We start from the raw sequence: 18,291 nt of genomic DNA on the forward strand, positions 1-18,291 counted from the left end.
TAACCGTAAAGACCCTTGGTAAAGTCATGGAAGGCGACGTTTAACCAAGGGTTTTTATTTTAAGCTCGAAAACGTGATTTATAACTTTATGGAAGTTCCAAATTAAAAAGATTGAAACTCTGTAAAAAAACCAAAATATAAGGTTAATAATGGTAATTAACAATAAAATTAACGAGTTTTTAAATGCCCATTATTAATGAAAACTTTTTTATTCTGAAACTATACGAGTCTTTTTCTAGAATCGGGCGCAAACTTGAATTTCATAGGGGCTATGTGCCTGACGAAGAAGATCGTCATGATGTATCTTTACTTTACCGACAATTTGGTTTAGAAGTTCCGATTGAATATTACTAAAACTTTAGAGGTTGTATTTTATTGAATAAGACCTTCGAGATGCAGACTTGAGACTAATTGACATTAGTATAAAAATAGTGGTTGTAGGATACTGACAGCTACAATAATTAGTGAATATTCAACAATTAGGCGCTTTTCCTAAGCAAGGATTGCGTTTTTTCTTTTTGTAAAAGACCGAATTGTTGAGTAAAAATTCCTAAAACAAATGGACATTTATGATGATATGAGTTTGTGAAGTTTAGTACTTAAACGAAAGAAAGGTCTGTATAGTTAAATAATTATGGAGATATTATAAGTTTAATGATTCCTTTTAAAAAATGGGGTATTAATATGTCAATGAAAAATAAGTGGTTATTTAATATTGCAATGATATTACTCTCATTGGTTACAGTTTCTTTTTTGGATTGGCGAAGTATAAAGAGATTTTTTCCGGCTTTTCTCTTTGTGTTTTTAATAAATTGTATTGATGTTCCGATTGGAAAGAAACGTAGATGGTGGTTTTTTTATAATAAACCACATTCCTTTTTTTATAATGAATTTCCTTTTTTAATAGGTCCAATGTTGGCGGTGGCCTTATGGACATTAAAATGGACATACGGAAATTTCAAAAAATTTATCATGCTTAATGCTCTTTTTCAATTAATTTTTACACTTTTAGCCAAAAGCTTATTTGAAAAGATAAAATTATTTAAATTAGTTCGACTAAATGCATCTCAATTCTTCCTATACTTTTTTTACAAGGCTTTTTTCTTATATGGATTTCAATATGTTTATGAGAATAAAAAGAGATTATTCAACTAAAGAGTGCAATTCTATAGTAAGAATTGCGCTCTTTCCTTATGTTAATGGCCATTTTGTTGAAGAAGTTCTATCGATTAATAATATAAGATTATGCCATTTTTTAGATCCGGAGGTAGAAAGGGTGTCTCCATTAAATAGACAGCAGCAGCTTAATCAAATCTGTGACGTTCGCAGGGAGCAGATAAAACAAGCGGCGCTTAAAATGTTTGCGCGAAGAGGATATACAGGAACGAAAACGAGCGTGATTGCTAAGGAAGCAAGTATTAGTGAGGGATTAATTTACCGTTATTTCAATTCTAAAGAGGAACTTTTCATCACTCTCGTCCAAGAATTGATGGAAGAAGCAAGAAGGGAACTCGAGGTTATTGGATACTTACCAGGAACACCTTTTGAACAAATTAGAACCTTAACGAAAAACATGCTTGATGAGAACAATATGTATGCCTTTATGTTAATTGAACGTGCACGTAAAGATAATGATGTTCCCGAAAAGGCCACACAGATCTTTGAAGAATTTTCAACAAATGTTCTGATCGATCCAATAATTCCTATCTTCGTTAAAGGACAGGAATCGGGTGAATTTTCACTAGGCGAACCCCGAAGGATGTTGTCTTGGTATTTTACCATCATCAACAGTCTTCTTACTCAAGAAGTGATTGATGAAGAGTATGGGTTACCAGATGTAGATGTGTTATTACGTATTTTGACAAAATAATTTACAAAGAAGATTTTGGTACTTAATACCTTGGCTCTTCTAAAATCGGGTGCTTTATTAGAATAAAAGAAGATCACATATTATCCACGATTAATATGTGATCTTCTTTATTTTCAGGCTGTGTTAAACTGGGCTGTTGATTTCCGTCCTAATCAACAAGTTCAGAAAATCAGCAATGTCCTTTAATCATTTAGGTCTTGATAAGTTAATCCTGCTCTTATTTGTCTTAAGTGTTAAAATGCCCAGTTTCCAGCTCTAAAGATTGGTTCGCTTTTTCCATCTGGTGTAATGCCGTCAATATCCATTTCTGCTGAGCCAATCATGAAATCCACATGAGTGATACTTTCATTAAGTCCGTTTTCATTCAACTCATCAGAAGACATTTTCTTGCCTCCCTCGATGCAAAATGCATAAGCACTGCCAATTGCTAAGTGGTTAGAGGCATTTTCATCAAACAATGTATTAAAAAATAGAATATTGGATTTTGAGATCGGTGAATCGTAAGGGACAAGTGCGACTTCTCCAAGATAATGGGAACCTTCATCTGTTTCTACCAGATGTTTTAAAATTTCTTCGCCTTCCTCAGCTTTTACGCCGACAATTCTACCATTCTCGAAAGTAATTGAAAAACGGTCAATGATATTTCCGCCGTAGCTTAGCGGTTTTGTACTTGCAACGGTACCATTAACACCTGTTTTAAAAGGTACGGTAAAAACCTCTTCTGTCGGCATATTGGCCATGAACTCCACGCCATTTTCATTAACGCTGCCGGCGCCTACCCAAAGGTGATTTTTGGGCAGTTCAATGGTCAAATCAGTCCCAGGTGCACGGTAATGCAGCTTGGCATAACGCTTATTATTTAAATAACGGACCTTTTCATGCAAGTTTTCATCATGCTTTTTCCATGCTTCTATTGGATTTTCCGTATCTGCCCGCACTGCTTTAAAAATGGCATCCCAAAGCTTCTCAACTTGCTGCTCTTTCGGTGCATCCGGAAATACTTTGGCAGCCCATTTTGGTGAAGCGGCCGCGACAACCGTCCAACTTACTTTGTCTGATTGGATGGCCTTCCGATAGTTGCTAAGTGCTTTTCCCGCCGCTTTATTGAAATTGGCAATCCGCTCTGGATTGATTCCTTTTAATAAATCAGGGCTTTGTGATACAACAGACATAAATGCGGCACCTTTTTCCACAAAAGCTTCCTGCTCTTTTGCCCGCAATTCAGGATATTCGTTAAACACTTCATCAGGAGCCAGCGCGTATTTTGTTCTGGAAACCACATCATCGTTCCAGTTAACGATCACATTATAAGCCCCTGCTTCATATGCTTTTTTGACAATAAGACGGACAAACTCAGCAGCATCTAATGCAGCACCTATCACTAATGTTTGCCCTTTTTGAATGTTGACGCCTACTTTAACAGCAAGCTCTGCATATTTTTCCAGGTTTGTTTGAAAATTGCTCATATTTTTGTCTCCTTTGGCAAATTCTTCATTAAATATTGTAGCGCTTTTAATAGGAAAAAGAAACCGAGAGTCTTGTTCGGAAATTGTCCCCAAAAAAAAACAGTAAAGCGAGTTTGCTTTACTGTAATTTACTTCCATATACTTTTATATTGAAATAAACACCTGCAGAAAATAGCACGACAAAAGTAATTATTCCGGACAATGAAGTAGGAGCCATGAATTGAGATAATTCCATTGATTCCACCACCTCTTTAATTTAGAAAGTATTAACAACATAATTATAATATTAAAAGGGGTAGATGTGAATAAATTAGTACAATTTTTTGAAAAAAGTGAAATAAAAAAGGATCGTATGATTTTACGATCCCACATGTAAAGAGCTCTTTTTAAAAGAATAAAACATCAGCCAGTAGAAGACAGCGCTCGCAATTGCCATGATAAATAGGACAACAAAAGTCCAGCCATAGCCGACCCAAACGGTCATGGGAATCGCCATTGGGGCTATGGTCCGACTGAAGGTAAAACGTAAACTGGCCGCGGCAAAGTATTGTCCGCGCATATGCTCTGGGGCAATCTTGGAAATAAAACTTTGCTGCAGACCGGCACCCATTAATTCCGCAAAGGTGAATACAGCCATTCCGAAAATAAAGCCCCAAATCCAATGGGTTTGGCTAAAAATAATAATGGACAGTGCGTAAACAATGGAGGAAAGTACAAAAACATTTCGTTCATTCAATCGGTCCATCCACTTTGTGACAAGAACAGTAAGCAGTGATACAAGCAAGCCATTCTCAGCCAAAATCAGCCCAAATGCTTGCTCGCCATTTAGGCTGAACGACCAATTTCCAATGGATAATAGATTTTGCCGGGTTATCATGTCTTTAATATAAACAGGAAACAATAAGTCCAGCTGCATAAATGTTTGACCGGCCAATACACCAGCGATAATAAATAATAGGAAGGTTTTGTCTTTGATAATTAAACTATAATCCATCAATTGATTTCTTAGAAAATAATACCATTTTCCATCAACCGCAGGATCTTCCATTACTTTCTTCGGTACGGTTTCTCTTGCCCACTTTGTTAAAATCAGGCCTAATAAAAGGCAAACAATTCCTGCAATCATTAGCAACTGAAAGCGGTATTGCGCAAAAAAAATGGACCCCAATATCGGGCCGATTACTACGGCAATATTGATTTGCGTATAAAAAATGGCAAACACTCTACTGCGGTGCTTTTCATCTACTAAATCTGCGATCATTGCCTGGCTTGCCGGCCAGTAAAGGGCACCAAATACACCTGAAGCCGCAAAGGAAACGAAGCCAATCCAAGGAGATTGAAACCACGGGGAACTGGCCGCGGAAAAAGCCAGGAAAGAAAGTCCTTGCCCGATTGCCGACAGTACCATCATCCGTTTCCGCCCAAAACGATCCGCACAATACCCTCCCAAAAGGTTCGCAATGACAGAAAATATTTGTGAAAATACTAATAAAAAGCCTGTTTTATTTTTACCGAAAGCTTCAGAAAAATAAATTGATAAGAAGGGGAAAAACATCCAATAGTTGATGTTCATCATAGCTTCGCCAAATAAGCGAACCTTTAAATTAGAATCCCAATCCCTAATTTTCATCATTAAATCCTCATTTCAAAAAATTTCCTATAATTCCATCATACTATTAGGAAGGAGGTCCAAACAAGAAGAAAATAGGCACACTGTACCTATCTTCTTTCATTATTCGTTTTCTTTTAGGGCTTGTTTTAGCAGGTCTCCCAAGCTAGTACCAAAATCATCTTTTTGCGTGTACTTTTGAACTAGCTTTCGTTCCTCCCGTTTATTGACAGCCTTTTTCTTTTCTTCTGCCATTTCCAAAACATTACATGGACGGCATTGGAAATAAAGGCCGGCTTTTCCTTCATGCATTTCCATTTTTTTATGGCATTGTGGACAGCGGCGATTCGACAGTTTCGAATCTTTGCGTCTGCGGAAAGAGCACTCTAGATTAGAGCAAACGAGAATTTTTCCGTCCTTTGTATTTCGTTCTTTTAAAAATGAGGTGCATTCCGGGCATTTAGGACCGGTAATTTTAAAAAGAAAATTGTTCAATTACATTTTGAAGAAATGGCAACAACTGAACTGGGTAAAGAATATAAAGTTTCACCAAAAGCAGTCTATTCTTGGATAAAGCTATATGCTGATGAATCAGCTATTTCTTTTAAAGAATTCAACACTATTCAAAAAGAAAATAAACGTTTAAAACAGGAAGTAGAAATACTTAAACAAGCAATGACAATTATGACTTCCAAATAGAACTAATACCTATCCATATTTCATGTACTAGAACTGTGTTATATTATCAGTACAAGATATTAAAGGAGCATGAAGATATGGCAAAAAGCTTAGTATTAGCAGAAAAACCATCAGTAGCTCGCGATATTGCGAATGTGCTGAAATGTAATAAAAAAGGTAATGGCTTTTTAGAGGGCGATAAATATATCGTGACATGGGCGCTTGGACATCTAGTAACCTTAGCTGATCCAGAAACGTATGATAAGAAATATCAAAAGTGGAATTTAGAAGATTTACCGATGCTACCTGAGCGTTTAAACCTAACAGTAATCAAACAGTCCGGCAAGCAGTTTAATTCCGTTAAATCACAATTAAATCGTAATGATGTAAATGAAATCATTATCGCAACAGATGCTGGTCGAGAAGGTGAGCTAGTAGCTCGATGGATTATTGCCAAATCCAAAGTAAATAAACCCATCAAACGTCTGTGGATTTCATCTGTAACAGATAAGGCTATTAAAGATGGATTTAATAATTTAAAACCTGGTAAAGCATATGAAAATTTATATTATGCTGCTGTAGCTCGTTCTGAAGCAGATTGGTACATTGGACTAAATGCTACTAGGGCTTTATCAACTAAATATAATGCACAGTTAAATTGTGGACGCGTTCAGACCCCTACTGTAGCTATGATATCTGCACGGGAAGATGAAATTAAAAACTTTAAACCACAAACATACTATGGCATTGAAGCGCAAACTGATTTAGTCAAACTAACTTGGCAAGATACCAACGGAAATAGTAGAAGCTTTAGCAAAGAAAAGACTGATGCCATTGTAAAATCACTTGGTAGCCAAGATGCAATAGTTACAGCGATTGATCGTAAAGCGAAAAAATCATTCTCTCCAGCACTTTATGATTTAACAGAATTGCAACGTGATGCCAATAAATTATTTGGCTACTCGGCGAAAGAAACATTAAAGATTATGCAAAGTCTATACGAGTCACACAAGGTTTTAACGTATCCTCGTACGGATTCTCGCTATTTATCTTCAGATATCGTTAGTACGCTTCCAGAGCGTCTAAAAGCTTGTGGAGTAAGCGAATATCGTCCACTAACAAATAAAGTGTTAAAAAAACCCATTAAGCCTTCTAAAGCGTTTGTTGATGATAGCAAAGTCAGTGATCACCATGCGATTATTCCAACCGAGGGATATGTTAATTATTCTTCTTTCTCAGATAAAGAGCGTAAAATTTATGACCTTGTGGTGAAACGTTTTTTAGCCGTTCTTTTCCCAGCTTATGAGTACGAACAATTAACATTGCAAGCGACCATTGGTAACGAAAAATTTATTGCTAAAGGTAGAACAGTCATTAACGCTGGCTGGAAAGAAGTGTACGAAAATCATTTTGACGATGAAGAGTCCTCAGATGATGTAAAAGAGCAATTACTGCCACATATTAAAACAGGTGATGTGTTAAAAACAAAATTAATTTCACAAACATCTGGTCAAACAAAACCACCTGCTCGCTTTACAGAGGCCACATTATTATCTGCCATGGAAAACCCTACTAAGTACATGCAAACGAGCAATAAAGAGCTTGTGGATACGTTAAAAGCGACAGGAGGACTAGGGACTGTTGCTACACGTGCAGATATCATTGATAAACTGTTTAATTCATTTCTAATTGAAAAACGTGGTGGTAAAGAAATTTACATTACGCAAAAAGGTCGTCAACTGTTAGATTTAGTTCCAGAAGAATTGCGTTCACCAGCTACAACTGCAGAGTGGGAACAAAAACTTGAACTAATTGCAAAAGGTAAGCTAAAAAAAGATGTTTTTATCAATGAAATGAAAAAGCACACAAAAGAAATTGTGACGGAAATTAAAGCAAGTGATAAAAAATACAAGCACGAAAACATCTCTACAAAATCTTGTCCGGATTGCGGTAAGCCGATGCTTGAGGTGAACGGTAAAAAAGGAAAAATGCTTGTGTGCCAAGATCGTGAATGTGGTCACCGAAAAAATGTATCACGTGTAACAAATGCACGCTGTCCACAATGTAAGAAAAAACTAGAACTACGTGGTGAAGGTGAAGGTCAAATCTTTGTATGTAAATGTGGCTACCGTGAAAAGTTATCAACATTCCAAGAACGCCGTAAGAAAGAATCCAGTGGTAAAGTAGACAAACGTACTGTTCAGAAATATTTAAAGCAGCAGAATAATGAAGAACCAGTAAATAATGCGCTGGCAGAAGCGCTAAAAGGGTTAAAATTCGACTAACAAAAAAGCTGAGCATGTAAAAAATTCAACATGACTCAGCTTTTTTATATAAATTTATTATTTAATTGCTGTAGCATTTCCGGCTACCTCATTTGAAACATGGTGGAAAGAACAAAGAAGAATTGCAATTCGTTGGCCATTGAGATGACATTCTATCGCTCTTTTTTGATCTCTTTACAATGAACGATTTCAAATATGGACTTCCATGTATTAAAGAGTAAAGGTCGTAACGTGTTCCGTCGGAAATCTTCGGGTGATACATTGGTTATTATTCATTCAACGCACTCAATCGTTTACTTCGTTCCTTCGTAACAATCCCTTTTTTTCTCCTTAAGTTCTTGATTTTTCCACCGTTCCCTTGTTTGTTCTACTGTCAGTCAGAAGAAAAAACTTTAGCCAGTAATTTCAGATGCCCTCCATCAATTTGTAGGATGGATTCGAAAATTGCAGAATCAGGCCGTAAATGACTCTTTCAAACCTTTTTTTAAAACAGGCACTTCCTTTCATATACTATCCTGCTAAAGTGATAATGTGTTAAAATTCTGAAAATTTCATTGACAGAAAGGCTTTCCTTCACATAGAATATTATCATTAGTATAGTTTTAATAGAAAAGGATGATACCGTATGAGGCATCGCCATCGAATCAATGCAAATATTGTAGGTTCTATAAAAGAGGCTGGACTCCAAATCTAATGAGATAGGAATCCAGCCTCTTTCTTTATTATACTAAAGTGGTAGAGGAGAGAGAAAATGATTACATTAACAGGTAATAGTCTGACACTTAAGCAAATGAAGGAAGTTTTATTCAATGAGCAGAATGTTTGTGCTTCTGAAAAAAGCATGGAAGCAGCACAAAAAAGCCGGGAAGCTGTAGAACGAATTGTTTCAGAAAAAAGAGTAGTATATGGAATTAATACCGGTTTCGGAAAATTTAGTGATGTATTAATTGATCAGGAGCATGTTCAAGACTTGCAGTTAAATTTAATCCGCTCACATGCCTGCGGTGTCGGTGAACCTTTCCCTGAGGTTGTGGCAAAAGCCATGGTTCTGTTAAGGGCCAATGCACTTTTAAAAGGTTATTCTGGAATCAGACCAGTGGTGATTGAAAGGCTGATCAACCTTGTTAATAAAAATATTACGCCTGTGATTCCGCAGCAAGGCTCACTTGGAGCAAGCGGTGATTTGGCGCCGCTTTCCCATCTTGCATTAGTACTGGTGGGAGAAGGGGAAGTTTTTTATAAAGGAAATAGAATGGATGCACTTACAGCTTTACAACTTGAAGGACTGTCACCCATCACACTTGAGGCGAAGGAAGGTCTTGCACTGATCAACGGAACTCAAGCGATGACGGCTATGGGAGTCATCGGATACTTGGAGGCAGAGCTGCTGGCATATGAAAGCGAACTGATTGCTTCCATGACGATTGAAGGGTTAAATGGAATTATTGATGCTTTTGCCGAAGAAGTTCAAGTGGCAAGGGGATATAAGCAGCAAATTGATACGGCTGCTCGCATCCGTCAATACTTAAGTGACAGTCTGCTTACAACCATGCAGGGGGAATTGAGAGTCCAGGACGCTTACTCCCTTCGCTGTATCCCTCAGGTGCACGGCGCATCCTGGCAAGCACTTGATTATGTGAAGGAAAAATTGGAAATCGAGATGAATGCTGCTACTGATAATCCACTTATTTTTGATGATGGGGAAAAGGTAATTTCAGGTGGTAACTTCCATGGACAGCCGATTGCACTTGCCATGGATTTCATGAAAATTGCAGTGGCTGAACTCGCGAATATATCGGAAAGAAGGATTGAACGTTTAATCAATCCGCAACTAAATGACCTGCCGCCATTTTTAAGTCCTCAGCCAGGTCTTCAATCTGGTGCAATGATTATGCAGTATGTGGCTGCTTCACTTGTTTCCGAGAATAAAACATTGGCACATCCGGCAAGCGTTGACTCGATCCCGTCATCCGCGAACCAGGAGGACCATGTCAGCATGGGAACGATCGCATCTAGACATGCTTACCAAATCATTCAAAATGTTAGAAGAGTTTTAGCTATCGAAATGATTTGTGCGATGCAGGCATGCGAGTTCCGCGGTGTGGAGAAAATGTCATCCCATACGAAAAATTTCTACGAAAAAGGAAGGCAGCACGTATCTTCCATTAAACAGGACCGCATTTTTTCAAAGGATATCGAAGTTCTGGCAGAATGGCTTAAAACCATTGAGTTTTCCCAGTTTATTAAAGATTTAAGCTTAGAAAAAGGCACCTATTAAGTAAAGAAGGCGTGAGACAGCTCACGCCTTTTATTCAGTCTGATTAGGAAGAACACGGGCCGTATCTTGGCGGTGCTCTTCTTCTTCTGTTCTATTTTTAAATGCTTCCTGGGTGACAATGAACTCTTCATCCCCTATTGCTTGTTCTGCATGCTTTTCGGCTAAGCTGTTTTTAGGAAATTCGCCTGGATGGTGTTTATTTTTGTGATTAAAATGTTCTCCACGTGCCAAATTCAACACTCCTTTCGTCTAATGTAATATTCCCAAATTCCTGTAAAATGATGATAAAAATATTTCACTCGGTTTGATATAATAAAGAAAAAGGAGGCATGAACATGGATATGTTTCAGCTTCTCTCGGAGGATCGGATCAAAAAGGCTTACGAGAAAGGTGAATTTGAGCAGCTTCCCGGATTTGGAAAGCCAATGAAGATCGAGGATTTATCTGGAGTTCCTGAAGAATTGCGGATGGCCTATAAGTTGCTAAAAAATGCAGGCTATTCGGAAGACGAGTGCCTGATTAGACGTGAAATGATGACTATTGAAGATTTAATGAAAAAATGTGAAGACCCGATTGAAAAAGAAGACCTAAAAAGGAAATGGAACGAAAAACTCCTTCGCTTTAATCAGTTAATGTCGAAAAGAGGCGTCCAAACCAATTCGTCTATTTTTAAAAATTATGGTGATAAGGTACAAAGTAAATTTAAAAAAAGCTAAGCGATCATAGAGGAACAATACTTGCTGGTTACTCTTCGCTAGCTTTTTTTTCGTTTTGGCTGGCTGGCAAAGCTAATCAAGCAAGAAACCTCCAAGTATCATAAAGGCAATAGGAATCGAATAGTTTAAAACATGGACGAAAGTCAAATCTTCCTTCTCCTCCTTTCAGAACAATAACAATGTTTCCCTTATTTATATATAGTTAACATCAGATGCTGATTTTTACGAAATAGACAAAAACTCCTGTTCAATATTTATTTGGGTTCCATTTTCTATATGAATAAAATAATTAATGTTTCAATTGAAATAGCAATAAATGTAATAAATTAGAATATATTTAGGGTTAGGAACGTAAAGGTGTGATGCCAATGGGGAGTTTATGTCGAAAGATGTTGGAATTTGAAGGAAAAAGAGGTTCGAAATTTTACATATTTGACAAAATCTAACACAATGTTATGAAAGGACTATATATAATATAAATACTGATATTGTTAAGCCTATTGTCCTAGAGATGAAAAAGTATCGTACTATAAATCAAATGAGCATTAAATGGATACAGAAAAAGGCAAACTTGCTGAAAAGTAAGGACGCAAAGCCGAGGATCTAAGGGGAAGAGCTAATCTTTCCTATGATGGCCGGGTTGCCTGGAATACGATTGGTATTTTAGGGGTGAAATGAATGATGTTGGCAGAGAAAGAATTACAAGCAATCGATGAAGAATGGCTTGAACTTATTCAGGAAGCAAGAGCAATTGGATTATCAATTGAAGAAGTGCGCGAATTCCTTAATCAAAATGTTACTGGGGAGCATTTGGTATGTACATAACAAAAAAAGCATTCTACAAAAAAATGATGTTTTCTGTAGAATGCTTTTCTTTTTCTGAAAATTTAATCATCTTTACCTTGATTATTCCGCCATTTATTGAATTCTAAGAAATCGCGAAATTGGTCTTTCGATACTCCGGAACTCATGGCTTCTTTAACTAATTTCATCCATTCATTATCTAACTCGGTTTGGTCTATTTGTTCATGGATTAAATGCTCAACTGGAATATTTAAAACGGCAGAAATCTTTTCAAGAAACTGAATGGATGGATTCTTTTGTAGATTTCTTTCAAGTGAACTTAAATAGGATTTGGCAACCCCTGCTTGATCTGCGAGTTCGGATAGTGATAATTTTTTCTCTAAGCGAAATTTTTTTACGCGGTCTCCAATCATGAATCTCACACACCTAAAAATAAAATATATCATTATTCTATCAAAAAGGTTAAGAAAGCACCATATTAAGAACGTCCTAATGTGACAAAATGTTGAACTTTTACACTATTATACATATATTAATTTTGAAAAAATGATTAACAAGGGGTATTATAAAAGGAATTCATTATTTTTTGAAGAAATATATATGATACTCACCAATATGTTTAGTATACATAAAAATGTAAAAAAAGGCAGGTAAATTTACATGATTGTCCTTAAGTCTCAACGTGAAATTGATGCGATGAAAAAGGCTGGAGAAATTCTCGCAGCTTGTCATAAGGAAATTGCAAAATTAATCAAACCAGGAATTACAACATGGGAAATTGATCAATTTGTTGAAAAATTCTTAAAAGAGCATGATTGCACTCCTGAACAAAAAGGTTATAAAGGCTATGAATACGCCACTTGTGCCAGCATAAATGATGAGATTTGCCATGGTTTTCCGCGAAAAGAGCCGCTAAAGGAAGGCGATATTGTCACAATTGATATGGTCGTTAACCATAATGGTGCTTTAGCAGATTCGGCCTGGTCATACGCAGTTGGCAATGTGTCCCCTGAAACTGAGCATTTATTGAAAGTAACAAAAGAGGCACTCTATAAAGGAATCGAACAGGCGGTTCCAGGTAATCGAATTGGCGATATCGGGCATGCGATTCAAACTTATGTAGAAAGTGAAGGTCTTTCAGTGGTACGTGACTTTATTGGCCATGGAATTGGCGCTGTCATTCACGAAAAACCGGATGTTCCGCATTATGGGCTTCCTGGGAAGGGCGCAAGAATTAAAGAAGGTATGGTATTTACCATTGAACCGATGGTAAACATCGGAATGTATTTTACTCAAATGGATTCTAACAGCTGGACAGCTCGAACCGTTGATGGCACTTATTCTGCACAGTATGAGCACACCATTGCCATTACGAAAAATGGACCACAAATCCTTACAGAGCAGGATTAGTAAAAAACCAGATCAGCTTGATCTGGTTTTATCTTTTTCTTAAATTTCCTAATTCTTCTGCCAAGGCTTGCATTTCGCTCGGACTAAAGGAGTTCTTTTTTTGAACCAACTCATATATATCTTTTAATTCTTCGTACATTTCTTCATCAAAGTGAGAAGGCTTAATGGCACCTAAATTTAACACCCTTAATTTTTCTTTAATTTTTTCAATCATAAATTCCACATTTTCCGTTGATTTTTGCGATAAATTCATATGTAACACCCTTTCAATTATGGATATACTCATTATAATCCTTTTCTGCTGTTTCTAGGTTAGTTTTAGCTTCAGATTGGAGAAAAAGTCATTAGGAGGACTTGCATCACCATTTCAGATAAAGGAAAATGAAGATTGGGATTATTTACATTCGGTATGATGTTAGTAAGAAGGAGAGTTTAACGATGACGAAGAAAAATCAGTTTTGGAAAGGAATGCTTCTAGGCGCAATTGCTGGAGGGGCAATCAGTTTATTGGATAAACAAACCCGCGAGGTAATGAAGGAAAAAGTCCAAAAGGCGGGGCACATGTTGAGCCATCCAGGAGAAATTTCCGATAAGGTCAAAGAATCAGCTGCTAAAATAAGGACAACAATGGAACAGGTAAGCGAAGATATTTCCTATATCGTTGATAAAGTGGACGAGTTGCGTGAATTAACCCCGCAAGTATCAGATATCATAAAGGAAACAAAAGATTCTTTTACAAAAATGGACGAGGATGACTTGCTGGAAGAAAGTGAATCCATCTAAAAAGGAGAGGTGGGAATGGAGAATAAAGCCAATATACGCTCATCTTTAATTAAGCTGCTTTGGCATCGAATTCAAGAGGATGACCTTCCAGGGTTGAGTGCCCAGTTGGCCTATAATTTGCTTTTTTCCCTATTTCCGTTGATTATCGTGATTTTTACATTGCTGCCCTATTTCCCCATTCGTCAGGAGGACATTCTTGGAGTGATAGAGAAATTTGCACCGCCCGAGGCCATGCAGTTAATTGAAAAAACGGTAAATGAGGTCATGAATGTGCGGAATGGCGGGCTGCTTTCGTTCGGTATTATCGGGACCATTTGGTCAGCGTCCACGGGAATAAACGCGATCGTTGTTGCGTTTAACCGTGCCTATAATGTGAAGGAAAGCCGCTCCTTCATTGTGTCAAGAGGTATGTCTATTTTACTGACGTTTGGACTGATATTTGTATTTATCTTTGCCATTATTTTACCTATCTTTGGAAGAGCAATCGGGATTTTTGTGTTTACCGAATTAGGGCAAGCATCTTTATTTATCAAGCTATGGAATGCATTAAGTTGGATTGTAAGCGCAGTCATATTATTTTTGCTTTTTACAGGCTTGTATTGGATTGCTCCAAATGTGAAATTTCGCTGTCGCAGCGCTATTCCCGGAGCTGCCTTTGCGACATTTGGCTGGATCGTCTCATCATTGGGGTTATCTTATTATGTAGGTAACTTTAGTAATTATTCTTTAACATATGGCGGTATCGGAGCCATTATCGTATTAATGACATGGCTGTACATTTCAGCCTTCATTATAGTTCTAGGCGGGGAAATTAATGCATTCTATAGTGAAAGAAGCCGGACAAACTGCTAAAAACTTCCCTTTATGAAAAATTTAAATCGGTCCAAACTATGACCATGGGGCCTACCGCCCTGAATAAAAGGGAGGATCAAATTTACATGACTAAACATACAAAAAAAGATGGCAGCACAAAGCAAAAAGGCAAAGGAAGCAAGGGAAATAAAACATCCGGATCTGCAAACGGATCAAACGGATATCACTGAAAAAACCCGGGGAATCATACTGATTCCCCGGTTCACTGCTATTTCAACAATCTAAGGCTATTTAAAATGACAAGGATCGTACTGCCCTCATGCCCAATAACACCAAATGGCAAATTAAGGATTTGAAAGAAATTCGATGAGATTAAGGTCATAATCACTAAGATCGAAAAGACGATGTTTTGTTTAATGATTTTGTTCATCCGCCGCGAAAGTCGAATGGCTTCAGAAATCCGTGGTAAATCATTTTTCATTAATACAATATCGGCTGTCTCCAGTGCAACATCTGTTCCTTCTCCCATAGCTATTCCTACATTGGCAATTGCCAGTGCCGGTGCATCGTTAATGCCATCTCCCACCATAGCTACTGTTTTGTGCTTAGATTTGAGTTTTTTGAGCTGATCGACTTTATCCTGTGGCAGACATTCCGCAAAGTATTCATCCACATGGCTTTCCGCTGCAATGGCCTGAGCCGTTTTCTCGCTGTCACCTGTTAGCATAATCGTGTGAATGCCTTCTTGCTTTAAATGATCAATAGCAAGCTTCGTTTCTTCCCTAACGATATCTTTTAAAGCGATCATTCCGCTTAATAAACCATTAATTTCAATAAAAACCATTGTGTTTCCTTGGCCTTCCAGATCTTTGGCCTTATTATTGGCAAATTCAGCAGTCTTTTCCTCGCCAATAAACGCCGCTTTCCCAATCTTCCATTCCTCTCCATTTATAACCGCTTTAACACCCCATCCAGGAACATCTTCTATGCTGTCGGGATGAAAAAGCTCTTTCCCCATTGTTTTCTTTGCATAGTTGACAATGGCCTGAGCCAACGGGTGATTAGAATGACTTTCAATGGATGCTGCCTTCCACAAAAGGTCGTTTTGATCTAGGCTCTCTAAAACAGCTACTTCTGTTACTGCCGGTTTTCCTTTAGTCAGTGTCCCAGTCTTATCGAAGGCAATAGCTTCCAAATGACTTAAATTCTCTAAATGGACACCGCCCTTCACTAATATTCCATGTCTGGCCCCATTAGATATCGCCGACAAAGTTGCAGGCATTATCGAGGCAACTAATGCGCAAGGAGAAGCAACCACCAATAAAATCATGGCCCGATAAAAGGATTCATGCCAATTCCAGCCCAGGAGAAAATGAGGCAGAAAGAACATCAATGCAACCACTACAAGAACGACTTTAACGTAAGATCCTTCAAATCGTTCAATGAACAGCTGAGAAGGAGACTTTTCACTTTGTGCTGATTGTACAAGTTCAATAATTTTATGAAAGAGAGTATCACTGCTTTCCTTTGTAACTTCGACTGTGATTGAGCCTGTCATATTAACTGTTCCTGTAAAAACCTCTTCCTGAATCCCCTTTGAAACCGGCATGGATTCACCGGTAATTGCTGCTTCATCAATGTTGGTGCTTCCTTTTATAATGGTTCCGTCTGCTGGGATCCGTTCACCAGGTTTAATCAGGATCAGATCTTTTACTCTCAAATCCGCAACTGGAACGCGCTTTTCATCGCCACTGCTAATGAGAAGGGCCTCTTCAGGCTGCAATTCCATGAGCGATGAAATTTCTTTATGGCTTTTATTCATGGCATATGTTTCAAGGGCACCACTGACAGCAAAGATAAAGATTAAAATCGCACCTTCTGTCCAGTATCCGATAATAGCTGAACCAATGGCAGCGAAAATCATGAGCATTTCCACATTCAATTCTTTATTTTCGTAAGTTTCCTCAATACCTTCCTTTGCTTTGGCAAATCCGCCAATAATAAAAGCAAGTAGATAGGCAATAATCGATTCTGCTCCATGGTCATATTTATCCAAGAGCCACCCCATCAAAATGAAGACTCCGCTTAACCCCGCTGCAATAAGCTCGGCATACGGTTTTATTTTTTCTAAAAATCCAACATGCTGAATTCCTTTGGCAAGTGTTTTTGCTTCTGAACTCATCATTTCCCCCTCCTAATTGAGAAAAATAATCAACCTCATACCCCTTAAAAAACACGAAAGCTGTCATCATAAGATGACAGCAGTTTTCTAGATAGAAGTTATATATATATTTGCTTTCATTTTACCATAGATTTATTACATAAGATATGAATTTGCCTGAGAAAGTGTTTCTATAAATTTTCCTTTTCTTCCAGAGTCAGTGATTTTCTTCCAAATAGGAAAATGATACATGAGACAGCTAGAAGTAATGCACTGATCAAGTAAAAGAAACTTATATTTTGAACATATTTAATGAATAAACCGCCTAGCAGGGGACCACAAAGGCTTCCTACACTGAAAAAGATGCCGCACAATAAGTTCCCTGTTGGAAGTAAGTTTTTTGGTACTAAATCCGCCATATAACTGATGCCTAAGGAAAATGTTGAGCCAACCAGCATTCCTGAAAACAGAAATGTTAAAAATAAGCCGACCACATTTTGCTCAAAAAAGCTTGCTGCCGTAAAGCTGCAAAAGCCAAGAAAGCCAACAGTCATCAAGACCCTTCTTCGACCATACTGATCGCTCAGCACTCCTAAAGGAAGCTGGGTAACAATGCTCCCAATAGCGAATGCTGATAGAACAAGGGAAACACTGGAGACGTCGACATCTTTCCTTAACGCATAAATAGGAAAGCTGCCGTTTAACGAGGATTCCAGGAAACCGTAAACGAATGGCGGCAAAAAAGCAATCCATGCAAATTTCATTGTCTGATTAAATTGTTTTAACGTCGATATAAACGAATTAAGCTTTACTTCCTGTTCGGGGCGCTCATTTTTCAAGATGAATACAAAGCACCAACCGATCAAACAAAGAATGGATGAGAGCAAAAACGGAAGTGCAGCGTTTATTTTAACTAGGGGAGTCATCAACGGCCCAGCGGCAAAGCCAATGCCAAAAAACAATCCATATAATGAAAGATTTCGGCCTCTTTTCTCAGTTGGAGAAAATGAAGTAATCCATGTTTGTGTGGCAAAATGCAAGGAATGGTCACCAATGCCAATAACAAGCCTCAAGAAAAACCAAAACCAAAATGTTTGCCATAGAGGGAAGAGGGCAATTGAAATAAATACTAGTCCTCCGCCAATAATAATCATAGGCTTGTAGCCGTACTTTCTTAGCGGCAGCTCCATAAACGGTGAAATCAGCAAGATCCCAATATAAAGGGCTGTTGCATTTAATCCGTTTAATGTAGAAGAGACACCGCTTTTTTCAAATATAACGGCAATCAAGGGCAGAAGCATCCCTTGCGAAAATCCGGAAATTGCTACTATGCTGACAAGAATCCAAAACCGAACCGTACTTGTTTTCATTACCATAATCCTCAATTCTCCAAAATCACCCATACATGATGGTATCTA

The 18,291-nt window shown here is 37.8% G+C and carries 17 protein-coding genes, 2 pseudogenes and 1 riboswitch; of the genes and pseudogenes, 10 read left to right on the forward strand and 9 right to left on the reverse strand.

All coding sequences use genetic code 11. The features are described 5' to 3' along the window. Nucleotides 1-684: 684 nt before the first annotated feature. Both HPT25_RS11985 and HPT25_RS11990 read left to right on the forward strand, forming a co-directional pair. Complete coding sequence (locus HPT25_RS11985; protein ID WP_173064193.1) at nt 685-1,155, forward strand: hypothetical protein; 471 nt, start codon at nt 685-687, stop codon at nt 1,153-1,155. A gap of 121 nt (nt 1,156-1,276) precedes the next feature. Next, nucleotides 1,277-1,870 (forward strand): TetR/AcrR family transcriptional regulator, encoded by a 594-nt coding sequence (locus tag HPT25_RS11990; protein WP_173064195.1) that lies wholly within the window; start codon nt 1,277-1,279, stop codon nt 1,868-1,870. Nucleotides 1,871-2,103: 233 nt separating this feature from the next. Here the strand turns inward: HPT25_RS11990 and HPT25_RS11995 are convergent, their stop codons facing one another. From HPT25_RS11995 to HPT25_RS12005, 3 genes and pseudogenes are all read right to left on the reverse strand, one after another. Continuing rightward, nucleotides 2,104-3,336, reverse strand: coding sequence for an aminopeptidase (locus HPT25_RS11995; protein WP_173064198.1), 1,233 nt, complete (start codon nt 3,334-3,336; stop codon nt 2,104-2,106). Nucleotides 3,337-3,694: 358 nt separating this feature from the next. Further along, nucleotides 3,695-4,966, reverse strand: coding sequence for an MDR family MFS transporter (locus HPT25_RS12000; protein WP_173071084.1), 1,272 nt, complete (start codon nt 4,964-4,966; stop codon nt 3,695-3,697). A gap of 102 nt (nt 4,967-5,068) precedes the next feature. Further along, nucleotides 5,069-5,419: pseudogene (locus tag HPT25_RS12005) on the reverse strand (DNA topoisomerase); the annotation flags it as partial. A gap of 36 nt (nt 5,420-5,455) precedes the next feature. Between HPT25_RS12005 and HPT25_RS12010 the strand changes: the two are divergent. Beyond that, complete coding sequence (locus tag HPT25_RS12010; protein WP_173064201.1) at nt 5,456-5,644, forward strand: transposase; 189 nt, start codon at nt 5,456-5,458, stop codon at nt 5,642-5,644. A 77-nt stretch (nt 5,645-5,721) separates the two neighbouring features. Continuing rightward, entirely contained in the window at nt 5,722-7,908 is a 2,187-nt protein-coding gene (locus tag HPT25_RS12015; RefSeq protein ID WP_173064204.1) for a DNA topoisomerase III, read from the forward strand. Nucleotides 7,909-7,994: 86 nt separating this feature from the next. On the opposite strand, the pseudogene HPT25_RS28675 reads toward HPT25_RS12015, so the two are convergent. Further along, nucleotides 7,995-8,285 (reverse strand): annotated as a pseudogene (locus HPT25_RS28675) (IS4 family transposase); the annotation flags it as partial. A 374-nt stretch (nt 8,286-8,659) separates the two neighbouring features. Between HPT25_RS28675 and hutH the strand changes: the two are divergent. Beyond that, nucleotides 8,660-10,186: a histidine ammonia-lyase gene (gene hutH / locus HPT25_RS12020; protein ID WP_173064207.1), complete on the forward strand. Its 1,527-nt coding sequence runs from the start codon at nt 8,660-8,662 to the stop codon at nt 10,184-10,186. 30 nt (nt 10,187-10,216) lie between these two features. Here hutH and HPT25_RS12025 read toward each other — a convergent pair whose 3' ends face one another. After that, nucleotides 10,217-10,417, reverse strand: a complete 201-nt coding sequence (locus tag HPT25_RS12025; protein WP_173064211.1) for a hypothetical protein — start codon at nt 10,415-10,417, stop codon at nt 10,217-10,219. Nucleotides 10,418-10,521: 104 nt separating this feature from the next. On the opposite strand from HPT25_RS12025, the gene HPT25_RS12030 reads away from it, so the two are divergent. After that, nucleotides 10,522-10,902 carry a DnaJ family domain-containing protein gene (locus HPT25_RS12030; RefSeq protein ID WP_173064215.1) on the forward strand — a complete coding sequence of 127 codons (381 nt, stop codon included), beginning with the start codon at nt 10,522-10,524 and terminating at the stop codon, nt 10,900-10,902. Nucleotides 10,903-11,456: 554 nt separating this feature from the next. Beyond that, nucleotides 11,457-11,550: riboswitch (cyclic di-GMP riboswitch) on the forward strand. Nucleotides 11,551-11,580: 30 nt separating this feature from the next. Further along, entirely contained in the window at nt 11,581-11,727 is a 147-nt protein-coding gene (locus tag HPT25_RS12035) for an anti-repressor SinI family protein (protein ID WP_173064219.1), read from the forward strand. Nucleotides 11,728-11,789: 62 nt separating this feature from the next. Here HPT25_RS12035 and HPT25_RS12040 read toward each other — a convergent pair whose 3' ends face one another. Beyond that, nucleotides 11,790-12,119 (reverse strand): helix-turn-helix domain-containing protein, encoded by a 330-nt coding sequence (locus tag HPT25_RS12040; RefSeq protein WP_173064223.1) that lies wholly within the window; start codon nt 12,117-12,119, stop codon nt 11,790-11,792. Between the two features lie 247 nt (nt 12,120-12,366). On the opposite strand from HPT25_RS12040, the gene map reads away from it, so the two are divergent. Continuing rightward, complete coding sequence (gene map / locus HPT25_RS12045; protein WP_173064226.1) at nt 12,367-13,116, forward strand: type I methionyl aminopeptidase; 750 nt, start codon at nt 12,367-12,369, stop codon at nt 13,114-13,116. Nucleotides 13,117-13,144: 28 nt separating this feature from the next. On the opposite strand, the gene HPT25_RS12050 is transcribed toward map, so the two are convergent. Further along, nucleotides 13,145-13,369, reverse strand: coding sequence for a DUF1128 domain-containing protein (locus tag HPT25_RS12050; protein ID WP_173064229.1), 225 nt, complete (start codon nt 13,367-13,369; stop codon nt 13,145-13,147). Between the two features lie 185 nt (nt 13,370-13,554). On the opposite strand from HPT25_RS12050, the gene HPT25_RS12055 reads away from it, so the two are divergent. Next, nucleotides 13,555-13,899 carry a YtxH domain-containing protein gene (locus HPT25_RS12055; protein WP_173064232.1) on the forward strand — a complete coding sequence of 115 codons (345 nt, stop codon included), beginning with the start codon at nt 13,555-13,557 and terminating at the stop codon, nt 13,897-13,899. Nucleotides 13,900-13,914: 15 nt separating this feature from the next. Beyond that, nucleotides 13,915-14,751: a YihY/virulence factor BrkB family protein gene (locus tag HPT25_RS12060; RefSeq protein ID WP_173064235.1), complete on the forward strand. Its 837-nt coding sequence runs from the start codon at nt 13,915-13,917 to the stop codon at nt 14,749-14,751. 229 nt (nt 14,752-14,980) lie between these two features. Here HPT25_RS12060 and HPT25_RS12065 read toward each other — a convergent pair whose 3' ends face one another. Continuing rightward, a complete protein-coding gene (locus HPT25_RS12065) occupies nt 14,981-16,894 on the reverse strand; it encodes a heavy metal translocating P-type ATPase (protein ID WP_173071086.1) in 1,914 nt (637 codons plus the stop codon). A gap of 170 nt (nt 16,895-17,064) precedes the next feature. Next, entirely contained in the window at nt 17,065-18,243 is a 1,179-nt protein-coding gene (locus HPT25_RS12070) for an MFS transporter (RefSeq protein ID WP_173071088.1), read from the reverse strand. Nucleotides 18,244-18,291: the final 48 nt, after the last annotated feature.

This window comes from Neobacillus endophyticus (genome assembly GCF_013248975.1).
GTDB classification, from domain to species: domain Bacteria; phylum Bacillota; class Bacilli; order Bacillales; family Cytobacillaceae; genus Neobacillus; species Neobacillus endophyticus.

Coding starts and splice junctions, on each gene's coding strand:
- HPT25_RS12040 (WP_173064223.1), bottom strand. CDS start 12,119: ATGATTGGAGACCGCGTAAAAAAATTTCGCTTAGAGAAAAAATTATCA.
- HPT25_RS12070 (WP_173071088.1), bottom strand. CDS start 18,243: ATGAAAACAAGTACGGTTCGGTTTTGGATTCTTGTCAGCATAGTAGCA.
- HPT25_RS12055 (WP_173064232.1), top strand. CDS start 13,555: ATGACGAAGAAAAATCAGTTTTGGAAAGGAATGCTTCTAGGCGCAATT.
- HPT25_RS12010 (WP_173064201.1), top strand. CDS start 5,456: ATGGCAACAACTGAACTGGGTAAAGAATATAAAGTTTCACCAAAAGCA.
- HPT25_RS12060 (WP_173064235.1), top strand. CDS start 13,915: ATGGAGAATAAAGCCAATATACGCTCATCTTTAATTAAGCTGCTTTGG.
- hutH (WP_173064207.1), top strand. CDS start 8,660: ATGATTACATTAACAGGTAATAGTCTGACACTTAAGCAAATGAAGGAA.
- HPT25_RS12030 (WP_173064215.1), top strand. CDS start 10,522: ATGGATATGTTTCAGCTTCTCTCGGAGGATCGGATCAAAAAGGCTTAC.
- HPT25_RS12050 (WP_173064229.1), bottom strand. CDS start 13,369: ATGAATTTATCGCAAAAATCAACGGAAAATGTGGAATTTATGATTGAA.
- HPT25_RS12065 (WP_173071086.1), bottom strand. CDS start 16,894: ATGAGTTCAGAAGCAAAAACACTTGCCAAAGGAATTCAGCATGTTGGA.
- HPT25_RS12015 (WP_173064204.1), top strand. CDS start 5,722: ATGGCAAAAAGCTTAGTATTAGCAGAAAAACCATCAGTAGCTCGCGAT.
- HPT25_RS12035 (WP_173064219.1), top strand. CDS start 11,581: ATGATGTTGGCAGAGAAAGAATTACAAGCAATCGATGAAGAATGGCTT.
- HPT25_RS11995 (WP_173064198.1), bottom strand. CDS start 3,336: ATGAGCAATTTTCAAACAAACCTGGAAAAATATGCAGAGCTTGCTGTT.
- HPT25_RS12000 (WP_173071084.1), bottom strand. CDS start 4,966: ATGAAAATTAGGGATTGGGATTCTAATTTAAAGGTTCGCTTATTTGGC.
- HPT25_RS11985 (WP_173064193.1), top strand. CDS start 685: ATGTCAATGAAAAATAAGTGGTTATTTAATATTGCAATGATATTACTC.
- map (WP_173064226.1), top strand. CDS start 12,367: ATGATTGTCCTTAAGTCTCAACGTGAAATTGATGCGATGAAAAAGGCT.